The 20,410-nt window shown below is 67.9% G+C and carries 14 protein-coding genes; 6 read left to right on the top strand and 8 right to left on the bottom strand.

Going from position 1 to position 20,410, the window contains the following annotated elements:
- Positions 1-28: 28 nt before the first annotated feature.
- From G4D77_RS14650 to purB, 3 genes are read right to left on the bottom strand one after another with little or no spacing between them, the layout of a single operon-like run.
- Positions 29-589: a YaeQ family protein gene (locus G4D77_RS14650; protein ID WP_017404069.1), complete on the bottom strand. Its 561-nt coding sequence runs from the start codon at positions 587-589 to the stop codon at positions 29-31.
- 26 nt (positions 590-615) lie between these two features.
- The gene (locus G4D77_RS14655) at positions 616-1,692 is read right to left on the bottom strand and encodes an acyltransferase family protein (RefSeq protein WP_016449380.1); all 1,077 of its coding nucleotides are present in this window, start codon (positions 1,690-1,692) and stop codon (positions 616-618) included.
- A gap of 4 nt (positions 1,693-1,696) precedes the next feature.
- Complete coding sequence (gene purB, locus G4D77_RS14660) at positions 1,697-3,076, bottom strand: adenylosuccinate lyase (RefSeq protein WP_016449379.1); 1,380 nt, start codon at positions 3,074-3,076, stop codon at positions 1,697-1,699.
- Between the two features lie 114 nt (positions 3,077-3,190).
- Here purB and G4D77_RS14665 point away from each other — a divergent pair, with 114 nt between their 5' ends.
- Positions 3,191-3,811, top strand: coding sequence for a glutathione S-transferase family protein (locus tag G4D77_RS14665; protein WP_016449378.1), 621 nt, complete (start codon positions 3,191-3,193; stop codon positions 3,809-3,811).
- A gap of 353 nt (positions 3,812-4,164) precedes the next feature.
- Here G4D77_RS14665 and glnE read toward each other — a convergent pair whose 3' ends face one another.
- A complete protein-coding gene (gene glnE, locus G4D77_RS14670; protein ID WP_070080730.1) occupies positions 4,165-6,906 on the bottom strand; it encodes a bifunctional [glutamate--ammonia ligase]-adenylyl-L-tyrosine phosphorylase/[glutamate--ammonia-ligase] adenylyltransferase in 2,742 nt (913 codons plus the stop codon).
- 133 nt (positions 6,907-7,039) lie between these two features.
- Here glnE and G4D77_RS14675 point away from each other — a divergent pair, with 133 nt between their 5' ends.
- The 4 genes from G4D77_RS14675 to G4D77_RS14690 are packed head-to-tail and all read left to right on the top strand — an operon-like array spanning position 7,040 to position 14,784.
- Positions 7,040-11,176, top strand: coding sequence for a YhdP family protein (locus G4D77_RS14675; protein WP_154836150.1), 4,137 nt, complete (start codon positions 7,040-7,042; stop codon positions 11,174-11,176).
- Positions 11,173-11,988, top strand: a complete 816-nt coding sequence (locus G4D77_RS14680) for a carbon-nitrogen hydrolase family protein (RefSeq protein WP_016454246.1) — start codon at positions 11,173-11,175, stop codon at positions 11,986-11,988. Before G4D77_RS14675 ends, G4D77_RS14680 begins: the two co-directional genes overlap by 4 nt.
- Complete coding sequence (locus tag G4D77_RS14685; protein ID WP_154836152.1) at positions 11,985-14,120, top strand: PAS domain S-box protein; 2,136 nt, start codon at positions 11,985-11,987, stop codon at positions 14,118-14,120. Before G4D77_RS14680 ends, G4D77_RS14685 begins: the two co-directional genes overlap by 4 nt.
- Before the next feature lie 34 nt (positions 14,121-14,154).
- Entirely contained in the window at positions 14,155-14,784 is a 630-nt protein-coding gene (locus G4D77_RS14690) for a response regulator transcription factor (protein WP_012202778.1), read from the top strand.
- 5 nt (positions 14,785-14,789) lie between these two features.
- Here the strand turns inward: G4D77_RS14690 and G4D77_RS14695 are convergent, their stop codons facing one another.
- The 3 genes from G4D77_RS14695 to G4D77_RS14705 all read right to left on the bottom strand — a co-directional run bounded on the left by G4D77_RS14695 (position 14,790) and on the right by G4D77_RS14705 (position 17,211).
- On the bottom strand, positions 14,790-16,064 hold the full coding sequence (locus tag G4D77_RS14695; RefSeq protein ID WP_154836154.1) for an amino acid deaminase: 1,275 nt from the start codon (positions 16,062-16,064) through the stop codon (positions 14,790-14,792).
- A gap of 105 nt (positions 16,065-16,169) precedes the next feature.
- Positions 16,170-16,895, bottom strand: a complete 726-nt coding sequence (locus G4D77_RS14700; RefSeq protein ID WP_047328050.1) for a YiaD family glycine zipper/OmpA-like lipoprotein — start codon at positions 16,893-16,895, stop codon at positions 16,170-16,172.
- 145 nt (positions 16,896-17,040) lie between these two features.
- The gene (locus G4D77_RS14705; RefSeq protein ID WP_016449371.1) at positions 17,041-17,211 is read right to left on the bottom strand and encodes a hypothetical protein; all 171 of its coding nucleotides are present in this window, start codon (positions 17,209-17,211) and stop codon (positions 17,041-17,043) included.
- On the opposite strand from G4D77_RS14705, the gene mltA reads away from it, so the two are divergent.
- A complete protein-coding gene (gene mltA / locus G4D77_RS14710; protein ID WP_017404060.1) occupies positions 17,210-18,394 on the top strand; it encodes a murein transglycosylase A in 1,185 nt (394 codons plus the stop codon). The genes G4D77_RS14705 and mltA overlap by 2 nt on opposite strands.
- Before the next feature lie 210 nt (positions 18,395-18,604).
- On the opposite strand, the gene G4D77_RS14715 is transcribed toward mltA, so the two are convergent.
- Positions 18,605-20,365 carry an MFS transporter gene (locus G4D77_RS14715; protein WP_374006324.1) on the bottom strand — a complete coding sequence of 587 codons (1,761 nt, stop codon included), beginning with the start codon at positions 20,363-20,365 and terminating at the stop codon, positions 18,605-18,607.
- Positions 20,366-20,410 lie beyond the last annotated feature (45 nt).

Here is a 20,410-nt window from a genome sequence, read left to right on the forward strand (position 1 = left end):
ACAGTGGCTTGCTTGGGCCAGTGCCCGGCTACTTCCAGCGCAGCGGCTCGATGAAGACCGTGCCCAGATTGCTGCTGAGCGTCAATGCGCCTTCCTGGATGGTGGCCTGCAGTTGCATGCTGCGCTCGGCCAGCTCCGCCAGCGACTGGGAGGTTTCGGAGGGAATCCGCCAGACCTGCAGCTTGTTCAGTCGTGCCAGCTTGCCTTCCAGGCCTTTCCACCAGACTTCCGCCGCATGGTGGAAGGCGTAGAGCACTACGGCATCGGACTTGTTGCATGCCTTGGCGATGGGCTTTTCCTCGGGCTGGCCGACCTCGATCCACAGGCGCTTGGCTCCCGTGAAGTCGGTCAGCGAGACATCGGGATCCTCGGGATCGGACAGGCCCGCGCCAAAGGCCAGCGTGCCGTCGCCGTTGCACATGTCGCTGAGCTGGTGGGCATTGAGGGCCAGGGCCACAAGGCGCACCATCATGCGCTCGTCCGTTTCGCTGGGATGGCGAGCCAGGGTCAGCGCATGGTCGGCGTAGTAGCCGTGGTCAATGTCGGCGATGGACAGGTTCGCCTTGAAGATGGTGGATTTGAGGGCCATGAGACAGGTAGTTCGGCAGGTGAGGGTCAGCCCGTCACATGCGACGAAGGGATTTTGGGAGCACCCGAAGCGGGCCGGGCAGGCTTGAAGGTCAGTGCCTGCTTTTCCAGCAAATGCCAGGACAGCACGGCCAGCAGGCCCGTGCCGGCCACGGTGCAGGCCAGAGCTGCGCCATAGCCGAGCCGGTCCGCGAAATGCCAGACCACCAGCTGCTGCACGGGAAAAGCGTAAATGTACAGGCCGTAAGAGAAATCGCCGAAATGCCCTGCATGCTTGAGAAGGGGCGTGGATGCCGATCCTGCCACCACGGAAAAAACTGCAAGCGCCAGCAAAGGTGCCTGGCCCGCAATGATCGCCGGGCCTTTGAAGTAGAGGACGGCAAGCAGCAGCAGCATTGCAGTCATCGCCAACGGGCGGCGCTCTATCCACAGATGGCGCCAGCAGGCCAGCGTCGCGCCCAGCGCGAACACCATGCCGTATTGCAGTCCGAACGACCAGGCAGGCATGGCAGCACCCGGCGCTGGGCTGTAGTGCCACTGCATGCCCAAAAGCAGCGCAAGAAATGCCAGGGGAGCAACCCAGGGCCAGCGCATCACACCCAGGGCTCCGGCTGCAGCAAGGAAGGCATAGCAGCCCACTTCCAGCGGGATGGTCCACAAGGGGCCATTGACCGATGAAGCCAGCACGTTGCCATCAAATACGCCCGGCAGCGCAAACTGTGTGTCCAGCCACAGGTTGCGCAGATAGTCCCACGTCAATGGATGCGCGAGATAGGCCTTCAAGGGCAAGGTGGTGACCAAGGGCCCGAGCACGAAAGCGCAGAGCAGGACGGCTGCGATGAGGCCGGGCCAGATACGCAGTGCCCGGCGCGCCGCAAAGCGCCCCAGATGCGGGTCAGCCAGCCAGGACAAGGTGACGAGATAGCCACTGATGGCAAAGAAGATGACCACGCCCAGCGCCCCGGGCTCGTTGTGCAGGAGCTGGGGAACCGGCAAGCCCATGACCGCGAACTGATGGCTCCAGATGACCAGCAGTGCGGCCAGCAGTCTCAGCGCGTCGAAATTGTTGGATCGCGCCGAAGTGCCGGCACCATGGGCCTGCATCAACTCAGACGCGGCGCGCCAGCTCGGCCGCCTTGCCCACATAGGAGGCAGGCGTCATGGCCAGCAGGCGGTCCTTGTCGGCCTGGGGGATTTCCAGGCCGTTGATCAGGCGGTGCAGGTCTTCGGCCTGCACGGTCTTGCCGCGCGTGACTTCCTTGAGCTTTTCGTAGGCGCCCTGCACGCCGTAGCGGCGCATCACGGTCTGGATGGGCTCGGCCAGGACTTCCCAGGCGTTGTCCAGGTCTTCCTGCAGGCGCTCTTCGTTGAGTTCGAGCTTGTTCAGGCCGGTCATCAGCGAGCTGTAGGCCAACGTGGCATAGCCCATGGCCACGCCGATGTTGCGCAGCACGGTCGAATCGGTCAGGTCACGCTGCCAGCGCGAGATGGGCAGCTTTTCGGCCAGGTGCTTGAGCAGGGCGTTGGCCAGGCCCAGGTTGCCTTCGGCATTCTCGAAGTCGATGGGGTTGACCTTGTGCGGCATGGTCGAGGAGCCGATCTCGCCGGCCTTCAGGCGCTGCTTGAAGTAGCCCAGGGACACATAGCCCCAGACATCGCGCGAGAAGTCGATGAGGATGGTGTTGGCGCGCGCGATGGCGTCGAACAGCTCGGCCATGTAGTCATGCGGTTCGATCTGGATCGAGTAGGGCTGGAAGCTCAGGCCCAGACCCTGGGGCTCGGGCGACTCGATCACGTTCTTGCTGAAGGCTTCCCAGTCGAACTCGGGCCAGGCGGAAAGGTGGGCGTTGTAGTTGCCGACGGCGCCGTTCATCTTGGCCAGGAGCTTGACCTCGGCGATGCGGGCAGAGGCCTTTTCCAGGCGCACCAGCACGTTGGCGATTTCCTTGCCCACGGTGGTGGGGCTGGCGGTCTGGCCGTGCGTGCGGCTGAGCATGGGCACGGCAGCATAGGCATGGGCCATCTCGCGCAGCTTGGCCGTGATGCCGGAGATTGCGGGCAGCAGCACGCTGTCGCGGCCGGCACGCAGTTGCAGCGCGTGGCTGGTGTTGTTGATGTCTTCGCTGGTGCATGCAAAGTGCACGAATTCGGCGGCCTTGAGCAGCTCGGGACGGCCGTCGAACTTGCCCTTGATCCAGTACTCCACGGCCTTGACGTCGTGGTTGGTGGTCTTTTCGATGTCCTTGATGGCCACGGCATCGGCCTCGGAGAAGTTCTTCACCAGGTCCTGCAGATAGACGCGCGCGCCTTCGGACAGGGGCTTGAACTCGGCAAAGCCGGCATCCGACAGGGCGATGAACCAGGTCACCTCCACCTGCACGCGGCGGTGCATGTATCCCATCTCGCTCATGATCGGGCGCAGAGGAGACAGTTTGGCGGCGTAGCGGCCGTCGAGCGGGGACAGGGCGGAGATGTGCGGCAGATTCATGGGCCGTGATTGTAGGTGCGCGCGGCAAAAACGGGGGCCGAGGGGGAGATCGTCGGGCAGCGCATAGAATCTGCTGCCCGCCCATGGGCCGCCTCTTCGCCACGGAAAATTGCCATGAAACTGATAGGTTCCTCCACCAGCGCCTACGTACGCAAGGTACGCGTCGTACTGGCAGAGAAAAGGCTCGACTATCAGTTCGTCGAGGAAAACCCCTGGAGCCGCGAGCTGTCGCCCGGCACCGGCAACCCGCTGGGCAAGGTGCCGCGCCTGGTCATGGACGGCAGCGATGCCATGTTCGACTCGCGCGTGATCGTCGAATATCTGGACACACTTTCCCCGGTAGGCAAGCTGATCCCCGGCACGGGGCGCGAGCGCGCCGAGATCAAGACCTGGGAAGCACTGGCCGATGGCCTGCTGGATGCCGGGGCGCTGGCCCGCCTCGAAGCCACCTGGGATGGCCGCAGCGAAGAACAGCGCTGCCAGGCCTGGATAGACCGCCAGCTTGCCAAGGTGCGGGCTGCACTGAACGTGATGTCCCAGGGGCTGGGCGACAAGCCGTATTGCTGCGGCATCCACTTCACCCTGGCCGACGTGTGCGTGGGCTGCGCCCTGGGCTGGCTGGACTTTCGCTTTCCCGAGCTGGACTGGCGCGCCGACCACCCCAATCTGGCCGCACTGCAGGCCAAGCTGGCCGAGCGTGCCAGTTTTGCAGCCACGCGCCCTCCCCAGCCCTGACGCCGCACCAGCCCGGGAATGCAAAAAGGCCACCCGATGGGTGGCCTTTTTGCTGGCATAAAAAAGTTGCGAAGCATCCCGAAACGAATAAAGAGAGGGAGGGAGGAGAAGCGCTTCGGGCGGAACAGTTCAGGACTGTGGCCCCAGAGGCTTCGCAACGTGAAATTCGGTCTGGATACTCTCTCTCAACAAGCTGTTCAATAGATGAGCTACTTTTGCAGAAGTTCCAGGGGTCGTGGGCAGGAAAAATGTAACATTTTGAGGATGCCCGCGATCCTGCTGTAGGCCAATTTCCACGGATGCTGAAGTGAAGGCGTTCGCAGCCGCAAGCCGCCTTCTTTGCGTTCACATCGTCAAGCCGCAACGGCGTTGGCGAAAACCGCATCCCACAAGGCCTTGACGGGCGCACTCAGCGGCTCGGCCTGCCCTGGCACCAGCTGTGCCGAGCGCTCATCCAGCCGTGCCACGTGCTGCAGGCGGCGCAGCTCGCGGTAGGCCCGGGCCGCCTGCTGGCCTACGCCGGCCGGGATCAATCCTGCCTGTTCGGCGCGCTGCAGCAACGCGATATTGCCGAGGTTGGCCATCAGTTCCGGGTGCGAGGCCGATTGCGAGAGCACGAGGTACTGGACCGCGAATTCCACATCGACCATGCCGCCCGGGCTGTGCTTGACATCGAACAGGCCGCCGCGCACCGGATGGGCGCCGCGCACGCGTTCGCGCATGGCGACGATTTCGTCGCGCAGCGCCGAGGCGTCGCGAGGCGCGGTGATCACAGCCTCGCGCACGGCATCGAAGCGGGCCTGCAGATCGTCGCTGCCCAGCACGAAGCGCGCCCGCGTCATGGCCTGGTGCTCCCAGGTCCACGCCGTGTTGCTGCCGCGCTGCTGCTGGTAGTTGGCATAGGAGGCGAAGCTGGTCACCAGCAGGCCCGAGTTGCCGTTGGGGCGCAGCGCGGTGTCGATCTCGAACAGGTCGCCCTCGCCCGTCTTGACGGCCAGCCAGTTGATGAGCTTGCGCACAAAGGCGGCATAGATCTCGGAGGCGTGTTCGTCTTCGTCATCGAAGACGAAGACGATGTCCAAGTCGCTGCCGTAGCCCAGCTCCTTTCCGCCCAGCTTGCCGTAGCCGATGATGGCGAACTGCGGCGACTCGCGGTGGCGGTTCTTGAGCCGGCTCCAGCACCAGCTGGCCGTCACCCGCAGCACGCAGTCGGCCAGTGCGCTGAGATCGTCCGCCACCTGCTCGACCGTGATGCGGCCTTCGATATCGCGCGCCAGCGTGCGAAAGACCTCGGCATGGTGGGCGCGGCGCAGCAGGTTCAGCAGGGTTTCGTCATCGTCCTCGCCCGTGGCCTGCAGCGCGGCCAGGCGCAGGGCCAGCTCATGCTCGAAGTCCATGGGCGAGAAACGCTCGCCCAGCATGGCTTCGTTGGCCAGCTCGTCGATCACGCCCGGGTGCTGCTGCAGGTAGCGCGCGGGCCAGCGTGCCGCGCCCAGCAGGTCCAGCAGCCGCTCGTGCACGGCGGGGCGCTCCAGCAGCAGGGCCAGATAGCTTTCACGGCGCAGCAGCGGCTCCAGCCAGTTCAGAAAGCGCAGCGCGGCGTCTTCGGGCACGCTGCGCTCGGCCACCCATTGCGCCGTGCGCTGCACGAGTCGAAACAGCCGGCCGCGCGCCTCGTCGCGCAGGTTGGCGATGCGGGCATTGCCGCGCCAGTCGGCCACATGGGCGGCCAGGGCTGGCGGCAACTGCTCCATGAGGCCGTCTATCTCGCGCGGCGTGCCCTGGGCGGGGCTGCGCGCGCCGTTGCAACGGCCCGAGCCACACTGGGGCTGGGCCGAGCCGCCCAGCAGGGTGTCGAATTCCTCGGCCACCTTTTCGCGATGGGCATCGAGCTGGTGCAAAAAGGCGCAGGCATCGGCAAAGCCCATGGTGCGCGCAATCCATTCCAGGTCATCGTCGCGGGTGGGCAGCACATGGGTCTGCTGGTCGTCCAGGTACTGGATACGGTGCTCGACACGGCGCAAAAAGGTGTAGGCCGAGCCCAGGGCGTCGGCCACTTCCTGGCTCATGAGGCCGGCGCGCGCCAGGCGGCCCAGCGCCTCCAGCGTGGGGCGGCAGCGCAGTTCGGGGAACTGGCCGCCACGCACCACCTGCAGCAGCTGCACGGTGAATTCGATCTCGCGGATGCCGCCGCGCGAGAGCTTGACGTCATTGGAGCGGCCCGGATGGCCCGCGCTGCGCCGCGCCGCATGCTCGCGGATCTGGCGGTGCAGCGAGCGCAGCGCATCAAAGACCGCGTAGTCCAGGTAGCGGCGAAAGACAAAGGGCAGGACCACGGCGCGCAGCGCCTGCACCTGCTGGGAGCGCACGCAGTCCATGGGCGCCACGACGCGGCTCTTGAGCCAGGCAAAGCGCTCCCACTCGCGTCCATGGGTCTGCAGATACTCCTCCAGCGAGGCCAGCGAGACGGCCGAAGGCCCCGAGTTCCCGTTGGGACGCAGCGCCAGGTCCACGCGGAAGACAAAGCCGTGCTCGGTGGTGTCGCCGATCAGGCCGTAGATGCCCTTGACCACGCGCGCGAAGTACTCGTGGTTGGAGATCACCCCGCGCCCATCGGGCAGGCCGGCGGTGTCGCCGTCCTGCTCGTAGACGTAGATCAGGTCGATGTCGCTGGAGACGTTGAGCTCGCGTGCGCCCAGCTTGCCCATGCCGATGATCCACAGCTGCACTGGCCGGCCGTCGGGGCCTTGGGGCGCGCCATGGCGCGCGTCGAGCTCAGCGCGCGCCTGGATGCAGGCGCGCTCCAGCGCCAGCTCGGCCAGCTCGGTCACGGCGCGCGTGACCACGGCCAGCGGCGCCTGCTGCTCGCAGTCGAGCACCATGGTGCGCTCCATGACCAGCTGGCGCAGCACACGCAGCGCAGCCGACAGATCCAGGCCACGCTCCAGCAGTGCCGCCAGGGCCTGCTCCATGGACGCGCGCTCGGGCGGACCCGGCGGCAAAAGGCTCAGCTCGTCGCCATAGCGACGGTGCAGCCGTTGGTGAAAACGGGAATAGGCGGCCTGTGCGGGGACATTCAAGGCCGTACCTGCCATTGCGTGAACTGAGGATTGCATACGGAACGCGAAAGAAGCGGCCACTCACGCGCAGAGGGATTGCAGCAACCCTTGGTTACCGCCCAGGCCCTGAGGGCGCCGGTCATAATTCCCGTCATAGCTGATGCCGCCGATGATCGAACCGAAACCGCACCCCACACGCCTGACCCGTTGGATGGCCGGCCTTGCGCGGTGGTCACTGGGGCTGGTCCTGGCCTTCTGGCTGGTCCTCGCCTTCGTGTGGGGGGTGCTCCATGGCTGGATTGTGCCGCGAATCGGCGAATGGCGTCCTCAGCTGGAATCCCTGGCCTCACGCACGCTGGGCCTACCGGTTCGCATAGGCAGCATCACGGCCCGCAGCGAGGGATTGGTCCCCCGCTTCGAGCTGGGCGACGTGGTGGTGCAAGACCCCGAACATTCGGCAGACGCCCTGCGCCTGCCCAGCGTGGTGGTCGCCGTTTCGGCACGCTCGCTGATGCGCCTGGGCGTGGAACAGATCTACATAGACCGTCCTGAACTCGTGGTGCGCCGCGCGGCCGATGGCCGAGTCTTCGTGGCCGGCATCGAGATCAGCCCTTCGGCCGGCGGGGACAATGCCGCCGCCGACTGGCTGTTTTCGCAAACCGAACTGGCGCTGCGCGGCGGCAGCCTGCTGTGGTTGGACGAACTGCGCCAGGCTCCGCCGCTGGCCTTGCGCGATGTGGACCTGGTGCTGCGCAACAAGGGCTGGGGCCACGGACTGCGCCTGGATGCCACGCCGCCCGAAGGCTGGGGCGAGCGCTTCATGCTGACCGGCCTGTTCCGCGAGCCGCTGCTGTCCACGCACGAGGGCAACTGGCGCCGCTGGAGCGGCCAGGCCCATGCGATGTTCACGCGGATCGACCTGTCCCAGCTCGGCCAGTACATAGACACCTCTGGCTTGCGCCTGCAGCAGGGCCGGGGCGCGCTGCGCGCCTGGATAGACCTGCGCCAGGGCCAGCCCGTGGGCGCCATGGCCGACGTGGCCGTGAACGCGCTGCAGCTGCAGTGGCGCGAAGACCTGCAGCCGCTGAAGCTGCAGGCCCTGACGGGCAGGCTGAGCGTGCAACACCAGGACGGCTGGCGCTTCGCTGCGCAGAACCTGGAATTTTCCACGGGCGACGGCCTGCACTGGCCGGCTGGCAATCTGCGCGCGCGCTACAACCCCGCCGGCGCCAGCACGCAGGGGGCGCTGGGTGAGCACGGCGAGTTCCAGGCCGATGGCATTGACCTGGCCATCCTCGCCCAGCTGGGCCAGCGCCTGCCGCTTCCAGAGCAGGTGCAGCAGCACCTGGCCGATCTGGCACCGGCCGGCCGCCTGCACCAGTTCCAGGGAAGCTGGCGCGGCCCGCTGGAGTCCTTGCAGCAGTACAAGGCCAGTGGCGAACTGCAGCAACTGTCGATCAACGGCGTGGCATCGTCCGAAGGCCCCGCGGCGCCGGGCATGCCCGGCCTCAAGGGCCTGAACGCGCGCTTCTCGCTGGACCAGGACGGCGGCCAGACCCAGCTGGAGATGGAGGGCACACAGCAGCGGCCGGCGTCGCTGTCGTTCCCCGGCGTGTTCGAGGAGCCCGAGATCCCGCTGCACCGCCTGCAGGCCAGCCTGCGCTGGCAACTGCGCGGCCAGGCCATCAGCGTGCAGGTGCCCAGCCTGCGCTTTGCCAATGACGACACCGAAGGCGAGGCCCGCGCGCAATGGCATACCGGCGACGGCAGCGACAGGCAGCCGCGCTTTCCCGGCGTGCTGGACCTGCAGGGCCAGCTGCGCAACGCCGACGGCACGCGCGTGCACCGCTACCTGCCGCTGGAGATTCCCGCCGACGCGCGCCACTATGTGCGCGAGGCCATACACGCCGGGCGCGCGAGCACGGTGAACTTCAAGGTGCGCGGCAACCTGGACCACGTACCGGCCGACAAGCCCAGCCAGGGCGAGTTCCACATCGCGGCCAAGCTGCATGACGTGCACTATGAATATGTGCCGCCCCATCTGCTCACGCATGGCGAGGCGCCCTGGCCGGCCCTGGTCGATCTGTCCGGCGAGCTGGTGTTTGACCGCTCCTCCATGGCCGTGCGCAATGCGCGCGGCCAGTTCGCCGGCTATCCGCAGCTGCAGATGCGCGACATCCAGGCCAGCATTCCCAACCTGGCCCACACCGAGGTGGCCGTCACCGCCAAGGGCCAGGGCCCGCTGGCCGACATGCTGGGGGTGGTGAAGACCTCGGCCCTGTCGGCGCTGACCGGGCACGTGCTGGACGGCAGCGAGGCCACGGGCGCCGCGCAACTGGCCCTGCAACTGCAATTGCCCATCGACCATCTGGACCGCAGCAAGGTGTCCGGGCAGGTCACGCTGGCGGGCAACTCGCTGCAGCTCGATGACGAGACACCGCACCTGAGCCAGCTGCGTGGCGCAGTCAAATTCTCCGACACCGGCTTCTCGCTGGTGGGCTTGCAGGCGCGGGCCCTGGGCGGTGAACTGCGTGCCGATGGCGGCATGCAGGCGCTGGCGCGCAATGCGCCAGCCACCGAATCGTCCGTCAAGGTGCGGGTGCAGGGCACGGCCACGGCACAGGGGCTGCGCGATGCCAGGGAACTGGGCTGGGTGGCCGACCTGGCCCGCCATGCCGAGGGCCAGTCGCCCTATTCCCTGCTGCTGAAGGTGCGCCGTGGCACGCCCGAAATCCAGGTCCAGTCCAGCCTGCAGGGCATGCGCATCAACCTGCCGGCTCCGCTGGGCAAGGCCGCCGAGTCCATCCAGCCGTTGGCCGTGAGCCACCAGCTCGCGCCCGCCAGCTTCGCCGCGCCCGATGCCCCGCTGCGCGACCAGATCAGCGTGCAACTGGGCGACACGGGCTCGGTCTTCTATGAGCGCGACATCAGTGGCAAGCACAGCCGCGTGCTGCACGGCAGCATCCTCATCGGCCAGGAAGCGGGCACCGCCCCCACTTCGGGCCAGGGCGTGCAGGCCCACGTGCAGTTGCCGCTCTTCAATATCGACGACTGGCTGGCGCTGGCGCCGCAGTCCAACGGCACCAGGCCAGAGCCCGCCGACGCCGCCACGGACCCTGCGCGCGAATACCTTCCCGATCGGCTGAGCCTGCGCGTCAAGCAACTGCAGGCCAAGGGGCGGCAGCTGCACGATGTGGTGGCGGGCATTTCGCGCGATGGTGGCTCGTGGCACAGCAACCTCACCTCCCAGGAGCTGGATGGCTATGTGGGCTTTCGCGAAGGCACGGACGCCCAGCCCGAAGGGCAACTGGTCGCCCGGCTGTCCCGCCTGACGGTGCCGGAGGCCAAGTCCGAACGCGTGGACGCCCTGTTCAACGAAGGGCCGCGCCAGCTGCCGGCGCTGCAGATCGTGGTGGACGACATGCACCTGTCGGGCCATGCGCTGGGCCGCCTGGAGGTCGAGGCCCGCAACCGCCCCGTGCCCGGCAACGCGGCGGCACGCGAATGGCAGCTGTCGCGCTTCAACATTTCCACGCCCGAGGCCACGCTGACGGCCAACGGCCAGTGGCGCCTGCCCCAGGGGCAGTCCGAGCATCCGGGGCGCAGCCAGCTGCAGTTCCAGCTGGACCTGCGCGACGTGGGCAAGCTGCTCACGCGCTTTGACATGCCTGGCGTGGTGGGCAATGGCAAGGGGAGCCTGCAGGGCTCGGCGGGATGGACGGGCTCGCCCATCACGCCCGATTTCCGCAGCCTCTCGGGCTCCATGCACCTGGATGTGCAGACCGGCCAGTTCCTCAAGGCCGAACCGGGCCTGGCCAAGCTGCTGAGCGTGCTCAGCCTGCAGGCGCTGCCACGCCGGCTGACGCTGGATTTCCGCGATGTCTTCAGCAACGGCTTTGCCTTCGACTTCATGCGCGGTGATGTGCAGATCACCGATGGCGTGGCGCGCACCAACAACATGCAGATGAAGGGCGTCAACGCCGCCGTGCTGATGGAAGGCACGGCAGACCTGGTCCAGGAGACGCAGAATCTGCACGTGGTGGTGGTGCCCGAGATCAACGCGATGACTGCCTCCCTGGTGGCCACGGCCATCAACCCCGTGATCGGCCTGGGCAGCTTTCTGGCGCAGGTGCTGCTGCGGGGCCCGCTGATTGCGGCAGCCACCAAGGAATTCCGCATCGACGGCAGCTGGGATGATCCCCAGGTCACTGCCTTGCCGCGCCGCCGGGCCGCAACGCCCTCTGACACACCGTCGCGCACGCCCTCCACCGCCACCGAGTCAGCCCCTTCAGGAGAGAACCCATGAAAATCGCAGCCCTGCAAATGGTGTCGGAACCCGATGTGCGCGCCAACCTCGACCAGGCCATGGCCCTGCTGCGCCAGGCGCGCGAGCAGGGCGCCGAACTCGCGGCCCTGCCCGAATACTTCTGTGCCATGGGCCTGCGCGATACCGACAAGCTGGCCTACCGCGAGAGCTTCGGCCAAGGCCCCATCCAGGACTTCCTGGGCCGCGCCGCGCGCGAGCTGCAGCTGTGGATCGTCGGCGGCACCCTGCCCCTGGTGGCCGATGACGATGCCCACGTGCTCAACAGCTCGCTGGTGTTCTCGCCCCAGGGCGAATGCGTGGCGCGCTACGACAAGATCCACCTGTTCCACTACGACAACGGCCGCGAGCGCTACACAGAGGCCGCCGTGGTCCAGGCCGGCCACACGCCCGTGACCTGCGACATCACCTCGCGCGAGGGCGAGTCCTGGCGCCTGGGCCTGAGCGTGTGCTACGACCTGCGCTTTCCCGAGCTGTACCGCCGGCTGGCCGAGCAGGGTGCCGACCTGCTGCTGGTGCCCGCCGCCTTCACCCACATCACGGGCCTGGCCCACTGGGAGGTGCTGCTGCGCGCCCGTGCCATCGAAAACCAGGCCTACCTGCTGGCGCCCGCCCAGGGCGGCCACCATGAGAACGGCCGCCGCACCTGGGGCCACAGCCTGCTGGCCGACCCCTGGGGCATGGTGCTGGCGCAGCAGGCCGAGGGTGCCGGTGTGGTGCTGGGCGAGATCAAGCGCGAGCGCCTGGCGCATGTGCGCCGCCAGTTGCCGGCCCTGGAGCACCGCGTCCTGTGAATCCGCTGCACCTGTCCACGCCCGCCCCTGCCGAAGGCCGCTGGCCCTGGCGCCGCTGGCGCACTGCCTGGCGGCGCTGGTCGCTGTGGAGCCTGCTGGTCGCTTTGGTGGCCAGCATGCTCATCACCATGGTCTGGCTGGCCGGACGCTATGAGGCCTCCCAGGTCCAGGACAAGCTGGAGCGCGACACCGCCAATGCCGTGGCCGACATACGCGCCGCCCTCAACCGCAACCTGCAGGACCTGCAGGCGCTGAACGCGCCCGACAACGACCCTGCCGAGTGGAAGACCCGCGCCGCCGAGCTGCTGCAGGTGCGCCGCGAGCTGATGCGCATCGAATGGCGCGATGCGGGCCTGCAGATCCGCTCCCATGCCGAGACGCCCTACCGCAACGTGCAGTGGGAAGACCAGCTGCGCACGCAAAACACCCATCCGGAGGCCGTGCTGACCTGCACCCACGCGCGCCGCCTCAACGGCCCGGCCTACTCGCCCAGCTACTTCCAGCTGCTGGCCGAAGGCCTGGGCACGGAGATGATGGAGGTCTGCCTGCCATTGACGCAAAGCGGCCACATCATCGGCTTTGTCATCGGCACCTACAGCCTGCAAAGCCTGCTGATCACCCAGGTCAGCAAGAACCTGCCGCGCACCCAGGAAGTGTCCTTCACCGAGCCGGACGGCACGCGCCTGGCCCTGCTGGGCGCCTCCTGGCGCGGCACGCGCATGTTCACGGCGCAGCAGCTGCTGGACCTGCCGGGCAGCACCCTGGTGCTGCGCATGGACAGCTGGCACCGCGCGCCCAGCGTATTCCCCAACGTGCTCACGGCCCTGGTGACGCTGATGTCCATCGCCCTGGTGTCCGTGGTCGCCGTGCTGGTGCGCGACAACCGCCGACGCCTGCGCGCCGAGCGCGATCTGGGCGATGCGCTGGCCTTTCGCAAGGCCATGGAGGACTCGCTGGTCACGGGCCTGCGCGCGCGCGATCTGCAGGGCCGCATCAGCTATGTGAACCCGGCCTTCTGCAGCATGGTGGGCTTCACGGCCGAGGAACTGCTGGGACTGAGCATTGCGCCCTACTGGCCGCCCGAGCGCGCCGAGATCTACGCGCGCCGGCGCGACAGCCGCCTGTCCGGCAACGCCCCGCCGCCGCGCGAAGGCCATGAAAGCATCTTCATGCGCAAGGACGGAACGCGCTTTCCGGTGTTGATCTTCGAGGCGCCGCTGATCAATGCCCAGGGCCAGCACACCGGCTGGATGAGTGCCTTCATCGACATCAGCGAGCAAAAGCGCATGGAAGAGATCTCACGCGCCTCGCAGGAGCGCCTGCAGGCCACGGCCCGCCTGGCCACGGTGGGCGAGATGGCCTCGCTGCTGAGCCATGAACTCACCCAGCCGCTGGTGGCCATCTCCAGCTACGCCACGGGATCGCTGAACATGCTGGGGAGCGACGATGGCACGGGCACGGGCACGGGCACGGACACGGGCACAGGTGCAGGTGCGGGCAGCGCCATCTCGGACCATGAAGCCCGGCTGCGCCAGCAACTGCAGGACCTGCGCATGGCCATGGAGCGCATCAGCTTCCAGGCCGACCGCGCAGGCCGCGTGATCAAGAGCGTGCGCGATTTCGTGCGGCGGCGCGACCAGTCCCGCGAAGTCATAGGCGCCGCCGAACTCATAGACGCCGTGCTGCCGCTGATCAGCCTGCAGGCACGCAACCTGGGCGTGCGCGTGACCACCGACATCGAGCCCGGCCTCCCGCCCGTGCTGTGCGATCCGACCATGATCGAGCAGGTGCTGCTCAACCTGGCGCGCAACGGCATGCAGGCCATGGACTCGCCCGAGACCATGGAGCGCGAGCTGCAGCTGCGCGTGCGCCGTGCGGCCGCCAGCACGCGCCGCAGCTGGGTGGAGTTCGCCGTCATCGACTGCGGCACCGGCATTCCCCAGCATGTGGCGGAGCAACTGTTCACGCCCTTTTTCACCACGCGCAACGAGGGCATGGGCCTGGGCCTGAGCCTGTGCCGTACCGTGGTCGAGCAGCATGGCGGCCACCTGCAGCACAGCCCCCACAGCCCGCGCGGGACCGTCTTCGCCTTCACGCTGCCGGCGCACAGCCCTGCGCAGGTGCAGGCATAGATGGCACCAATGGAACAAATGGAACAATAGGCCCATGGAACCTGTACCCGACGCCACCGTCTACATCGTCGACGACGACACCGATGTCCGCGAAGCGCTCGCCTGGCTGCTGCGCTCGCGCCGCCTGCTCAGCGAATGCTATGACAGCGCAGAGGCCTTCGACGCCATGCTGCAGTCGCGCCCACCGCCACGCAATCCCTGCTGCCTGCTGCTGGACATGCGCATGGGCGGCATGAGCGGGCTGGCGCTGTTCAACCTCATGCTGGAACGCAACCAGATCGCAGGCATGCCCGTGATCTTCCTGACCGGCCATGCCGACGTGCCCACGGCCGTGGACACCGTCAAGCGCGGCGCCTTCGACTTCTGCGAGAAGCCTTTCTCGGACAATGCCCTCGTGGACCGCATCGAACAGGCGCTGGAACTGTCGGCCCAGCACCAGGCCGAAACCCGTGCGCGCGAAGCCGTGCGTGCACGCTTCAACGAGCTGACGGAGCGCGAGCGTGACGTGATGCGCCTGGTGGTCGAGGGCATTCCCAACAAGCTCATCGCCGACCAGCTGGACATCAGCGTGCGCACCGTCGAGGTCCACCGCGCGCGCGTCTTCGACAAGATGCAGGTCAAGTCGGCCGTTGAACTGGCCAACCTGCTGCGCACGCACGGCTGACTCCTTCAGAAATACGTGGCGATCACGTCCACCACGTCATAGCGGTCATTGACGACGGCCAACTGCCGCCATTTGTCAAAGGTCAGGCAGGGGTGGGAGATGTCGAAGGCCAGCATGTCGCCTATGCGCAGGCCATCGTCCTCGGCCACCTTCAGGAAAGCATGCTGGTCCATCATGGCCGTGACCTCCCAATGCGGTGGCGCCGCCACGGGCGCGGCATCGCCGGGGCGGTAGCGCAGCGCGGGCCGGGGAGGCACAGCCTCGAAGGCGGTATCGCGCTTGCCCAGCGCCACGATGGCGCGGCCGGGCTCGGGCAGCGACTGCACATAGGCCCAGACCTGCAGCGCAGGCTGCAGGCTGGCACGCATCTGCTGCGCCACGGGATTGGTCTGGTCGATGCGCCGCTGCGCTGCCTGGTAGATGCCCGCGTCATGCGTGAGATAGCAGCCCGGGCGCAGCACCAGATCCAGCGGACCGCCGATGTCGGCCTTGCCGAACTCCTGGGCCACCACGTCATACCAGGCCGAGCCGGCGCCAGTGAGCACGGCCGGGCTGCGCTGCAGCCGGCCCTCGCCCGCCAGCCGCTGGAGCCAGTCCACGGCGCGCCGCAGCAGGGTGCGGATGGGTTCTTCTTCCTTGAGCACGCCCTCGTAGACCTCGATCCCGGCCAGTCGCACGCCGGCACCGGCCCGGGCCAGCGCGTCCAGCAGCGGCTGCATCTGCGCATCGGAGCGAACGCCCGTGCGCCCGCCGGGCGGGCCCAGTTCGATCAGCACCTGCACGGACCGGCCCGCTGCGCCAAAAAAGGCGGCCAGCTGCTCGACCTGCTCGGCACAATCGACCAGGCAGAAGAACTCGAAGCCGGGATCGGCCAGCAGCTCGGCCACGGCCGCCATGTTGCGCCGGCCGATCAACTGGTTGGCCATGAGCACGCGGTGCACGCCATGGGCATGGGCCACGCACGTCTGCTGAGCGGTGGCCAGCGTGATGCCCCAGGCGCCCGCGTCGATCTGCTGGCGGAACAGGCGGGGCGCCATGGTCGTCTTTCCGTGGGGCGCGAGCTGGGCGCCGTAGGCATCCACAAAGCGCTGCATCCAGGCCAGGTTGTGCGACAGGCGCGACTGCGACAGCACGGCCACAGGCAAACTCAAGTCTTCCCGCAGCAGATTCCAGCCCTGCGCGGCAGCGTCCCGCGGCGCGCAGGGGGCGGACAGCGCGCCCAGGCCCTTGTCGAGCGGGCTGACCACGTCGGCCGCGCCCGCTGTGCTTGCTTCACTCATACGACTCCCCATTGATGGATGGGAGCCAGCATAGGGCAATGCCGGTGCCCGCCCACGCAAAAACGCCCCGCGTTGCGGGGCGTTGCATCTGGCACAGAGCCCGGGTCAGCGGGGCTGCTGGTACTGGGGCTGGTATTGAGGCTGCTGGTACTGCGGCTGCTGTTGATACTGAGGCTGCTGGTGCTGCTGCGGGATCTCGCCCACGAAGATCTCCACGCGGCGGTTCATGGCACGGCCGCTGGCCGAGTCGTTGGAAGCCACGGGCTGGTGCGAGCCACGGCCTTCGGTGGCGATGCGGGCGCCCGAGACGCCTCGCATGGTCAGGTAGTTGCGCGTGCTGTTGGCGCGGTCGAGCGAAAGCGGATTGTTGATGGCGTCAGAGCCAGTGCTGTCCGTGTGGCCGATGATGCGCACCTCGGCATTGGGGTTGTTGCGCAGGCCCTCGGCGAAGCGGTCCAGGATGGGAGCGAAGTTGCCCTTGATGTCGGAACGGTTGGTATCGAACGAGATGTCGCTGGGAATGTCGAGCTTGAGCTGGTTGTCGGCCGTCTGGCTCACGTTCACGCCCGTACCCTGGGTGGCCTGCTCCATCTCGCGCTTTTGCTTTTCCATGTTCTGCGACCAGATGTAGGTGCCCAGTGCGCCCACGCCAGCGCCGATCACGGCACCCGTGCCGGCCCTGCCGCCGGTGACGGCGCCCAGCACGGCGCCAGCTGCAGCGCCCACGCCAGCGCCCGTGGCCGTGCGGCGCTGGGTGTCGCTCATGTTCGCGCAGCCGGAGATGAACAGTGCGGCCGCCGTTGCGGCGGCCAGAACGATGTGCTTGCGCATTGGAAACTCCTTTTGAATCTTGGGAACGCACCGTGCGGTAGCGCCAGGGTCCCCATTATGGAAAGCAGGCTGCGCACAGCCTATCAGTGCGGGCAGGGCATACCCGTAGGACGGCGCCCGCTCCGCGAGGCCGCCTCCACGGCCGTCACGGGCCGCTGCGATCCTGCCCGGGAGAGGGTTTGTCTGGAGACGGATGCGAATCCCGTGGCGTGTCCACGGGCAACTCGCCCTTGCGGCGTCCGGAGAACATGGTCCACCACACAATAGCGACCAGAATCACCAAGGCCAGCAGTGCTTCGAGCAAAATCAACCCCATGAATTTCCACCTCCTGCGCCATGCCGCGATGGCGCTGATTGTAGGGACGCTGGTCGCCTGCACGACCACCACCAAGCCGGTCTACGACCCCTCGCCCGTACCCGATCTGCAGCCGGGCGGCTCTCCCGCCGTCACGCCCAGGCCCCCGCTGGTCACCAACACGCCCACCAAGAGCCGCTGGATCGCGGCCGACTGGAGCGAATTGCCCGGCCTGCAGGAGGACGCGCTGCACGAAGCCTGGAATGCGTGGCTCAAGAACTGCGAACGACCCAGTTCGGTCTTCGCAGGCCTGTGCCGCGATGTGCGCCAGCTGAGCATCGCCACGGGCGACGAGCAGCGCGCCTGGCTCATGGCCAATCTGCAACCCTACCGCATCGAGGCGCTGGGCGGCGGCCCGGACGGCATGCTGACCGCCTACTACGAGCCGCTTTTCGAGGCGCGGCGCCTGCCCGGCGACGGATTCAACGTGCCCCTGTACAAGACGCCGGCCGGCGCCGGCTTCGGCAGCCGCAAGCCCTGGTTCTCGCGCCAGCAGATCGAGACCCTGCCAGAGGCCCAGGCGGCCCTGGCAGGCCGCGCCATCGCCTGGCTGCGCGACCCGGTCGATGCGATGGTGCTGCACATCCAGGGATCGGGGCGCCTGAACATCACCGAGCCCACGGGCGCGCAACGCACGATCCGCGTCGCCTTTGCGGGCACCAATGACCAGCCCTACAAGAGCGTGGGCCGCTGGCTGCTGGACCAGGGACTGGTGCGCGACGCCACCTGGCCCGGCATCAGCGCCTGGGTGGCCGCCAACCCCGGCCGCGTCAATGAAATGCTGTGGAGCAACCCGCGCTACGTCTTCTTCCGTGAGGAGCCGCTGGAAGGCCTGGACCTGCAGTTCGGCCCCAAGGGCGCCCAGGGCGTGGCCCTGACGCCAGGCCGCTCCATCGCCGTGGACAAGCAGAGCATCCCCTACGGCACACCGGTCTGGCTGTCCACATCCGGGCCCACCGTGGCGCTGAACCGCCTGGTCTTCGCCCAGGACACGGGCAGCGCCATCGTCGGCGCCGTGCGCGCCGACTACTTCATGGGCTGGGGCCCCGAAGCCGGCGACCTGGCAGGCCGCATCAAGCAGAACCTGCGCCTGTGGGCCTTCTGGCCGCGCGCCCTGGCGAGCCAGGCACCGCACTTGAGGTGACCCCCTGAGCGGCTACGCCGCTTCCTCCCGCTTTGGGGTGCGCCGGTTTTATCCTTTGCGCCAAGGCTCGCCCCGCATGGCACAAGACCAGCGCAGACACACCTCTATCCACTGTCCCTCGCTCTGGCGCGGCCCAACGCCAGGGGCGCCGAGCAAGAGCCGCCTCGCTGCGAGGGCGCCGTCCCCCTCTGGGGGAAGGCGCGCAGCGCCTCAGGGGGTATCGAAGTACCTCGTGACGCGCGGCGGTTCCTTGCCCTTGTGATACGCCAGCTTGCGGTCGCGCAGCGCCACGTCGGCGGCGGTGACGCGGTCGAAGCGGCGAAGGTGCTCGGTCCATGACTCGTCGATGATCTGCTCCACGTAGCGCTCCGGGTGGCTCATGCTGTGCAGCAGGCTCCAGCCCAGCGCGCCCTGGCGCATGCGGCTGCGGCGGCTTTCCTGCATGAGGGCGCGGAAGGCCTCGGCCTGGGTGGGGTCGATCTGGTACTCGATGGTGACGACCACGCGGCCGGCTTCGGGGATGTTGACCTCGGGGCGCTGGAAGGCCTTGGAGGGGCTCAGGTCCTCCTCGATCTGGCGGTCGCGCACCAGGCGCTGCACCAGCAGCATGCAGGCCACGCCGCTGGCGGCGGCCACCATGAGGCTGCCGCGCACGCCCACCATGCTGGCCACCTGTCCCCAGAGCGCGGCGCCTGCCGCCGTGCCGCCCATGATGGACATCTGGTAGATGGACATGCCGCGCGCCCGCACCCAGTTGGGCAGGGCCATCTGGGCCGAAACGCCCAGCACGTTGGCCGTGGAGATCAGCGCCATGCCGGCCAGCATCATGGCCGGCACCGCCATGTAGACATTGGGCGACAGGGCCACGGCCAGCGTGGCCAGCGCATGCACGGCAGAGCCCGACCGGATCAGCCTTTCCTTGGACATGGCCTGGCGCAGGCGCGGCAGGAACATGGCGCCCACGATGGCGCCCGCCCCCATGGAGGCCAGCAGCAGCGTGAAGGTCTCAGCGCCGCCCCCGCCTTCGGTCGGGCCGTGCAGGCGCTGGGCCACCAGGGGCAGCAGGGCCATCACCGCCGTGCACTGCAGGAAGAAACACACCGTGCGCGCCAGCACCGCATGCATGCGCGGCGACTCGCGCACGAACTGCAGGCCCACGCGCATGGCCGAGGGCAGGCGCTCGCGGCCCAGCGGGTTGGCCACGTGGCGGCGCTTCCAGCGGATCAGCACGATGCCCGAGATGACGGACAGCACGGCGTTCAGCACGAACACCCAGGCACTGCCCAGGCTGGCGATGATGGCGCCCGCCACCAGGGGTCCGATGATGCGCGAGGCGTTCATGGCCACCGCGTTCAGCGCCATGGCCGAGGGCAGGTGGTGCTTGGGCACGAGTTCGGGAATCAATGCCGAGAACACGGGCCAGCGCATGGCCAGGCCGATGCCGTTGGCAAAGGTCAGCACCAGCAGCCAGTGCGCCGTCATCCGGCCCGAGAGCACGAACAGGCACAGCACCAGAGCCACGGCCGCCACCCAGAACTGGGTGACGATGAAGTAGCGGCGCCGGTCCAGGATGTCGGCCAGCGCACCGCTGGGCAGGCCCAGCAGGAAGACGGGCAGCGTGGAGGCCGATTGCACCAGGGCCACGAGCACGGGCGAGGTGGTCAGCGAGGTCATGAGCCAGGCCGCCGCCACATCGTTCATCCACATGCAGGTGTTGGCCGCCATCCAGATCAGCCACAGCATGCGGAAGGTGGGGCCGGACAGCGGCGCCCAGACGCCCTGCTGGGCCTGGGCCGTCTTCTGGCCTTCGGCCTCGGCGGCCGCCCTGTCGGCAGCGGCCATGCCGGACGGGTCCTCGAGCAGGGTGCCCGGCGCCCCCGCGCCCGAGGGCTCGGCCGGGGGCTGGGTGGAAGGCTCGGTTTCTGAGGCGGGTGGCTGGGCGGGGTCTGGTGTTGATTGTTCTGCGGCCATGTGTCCCGATTCTCGGGCCAAACGCAGGGTGGCGCCAGAAATGGT

This window comes from Delftia sp. WY8 (genome assembly GCF_018437695.1).
Taxonomy (GTDB): domain Bacteria; phylum Pseudomonadota; class Gammaproteobacteria; order Burkholderiales; family Burkholderiaceae_C; genus Comamonas; species Comamonas tsuruhatensis.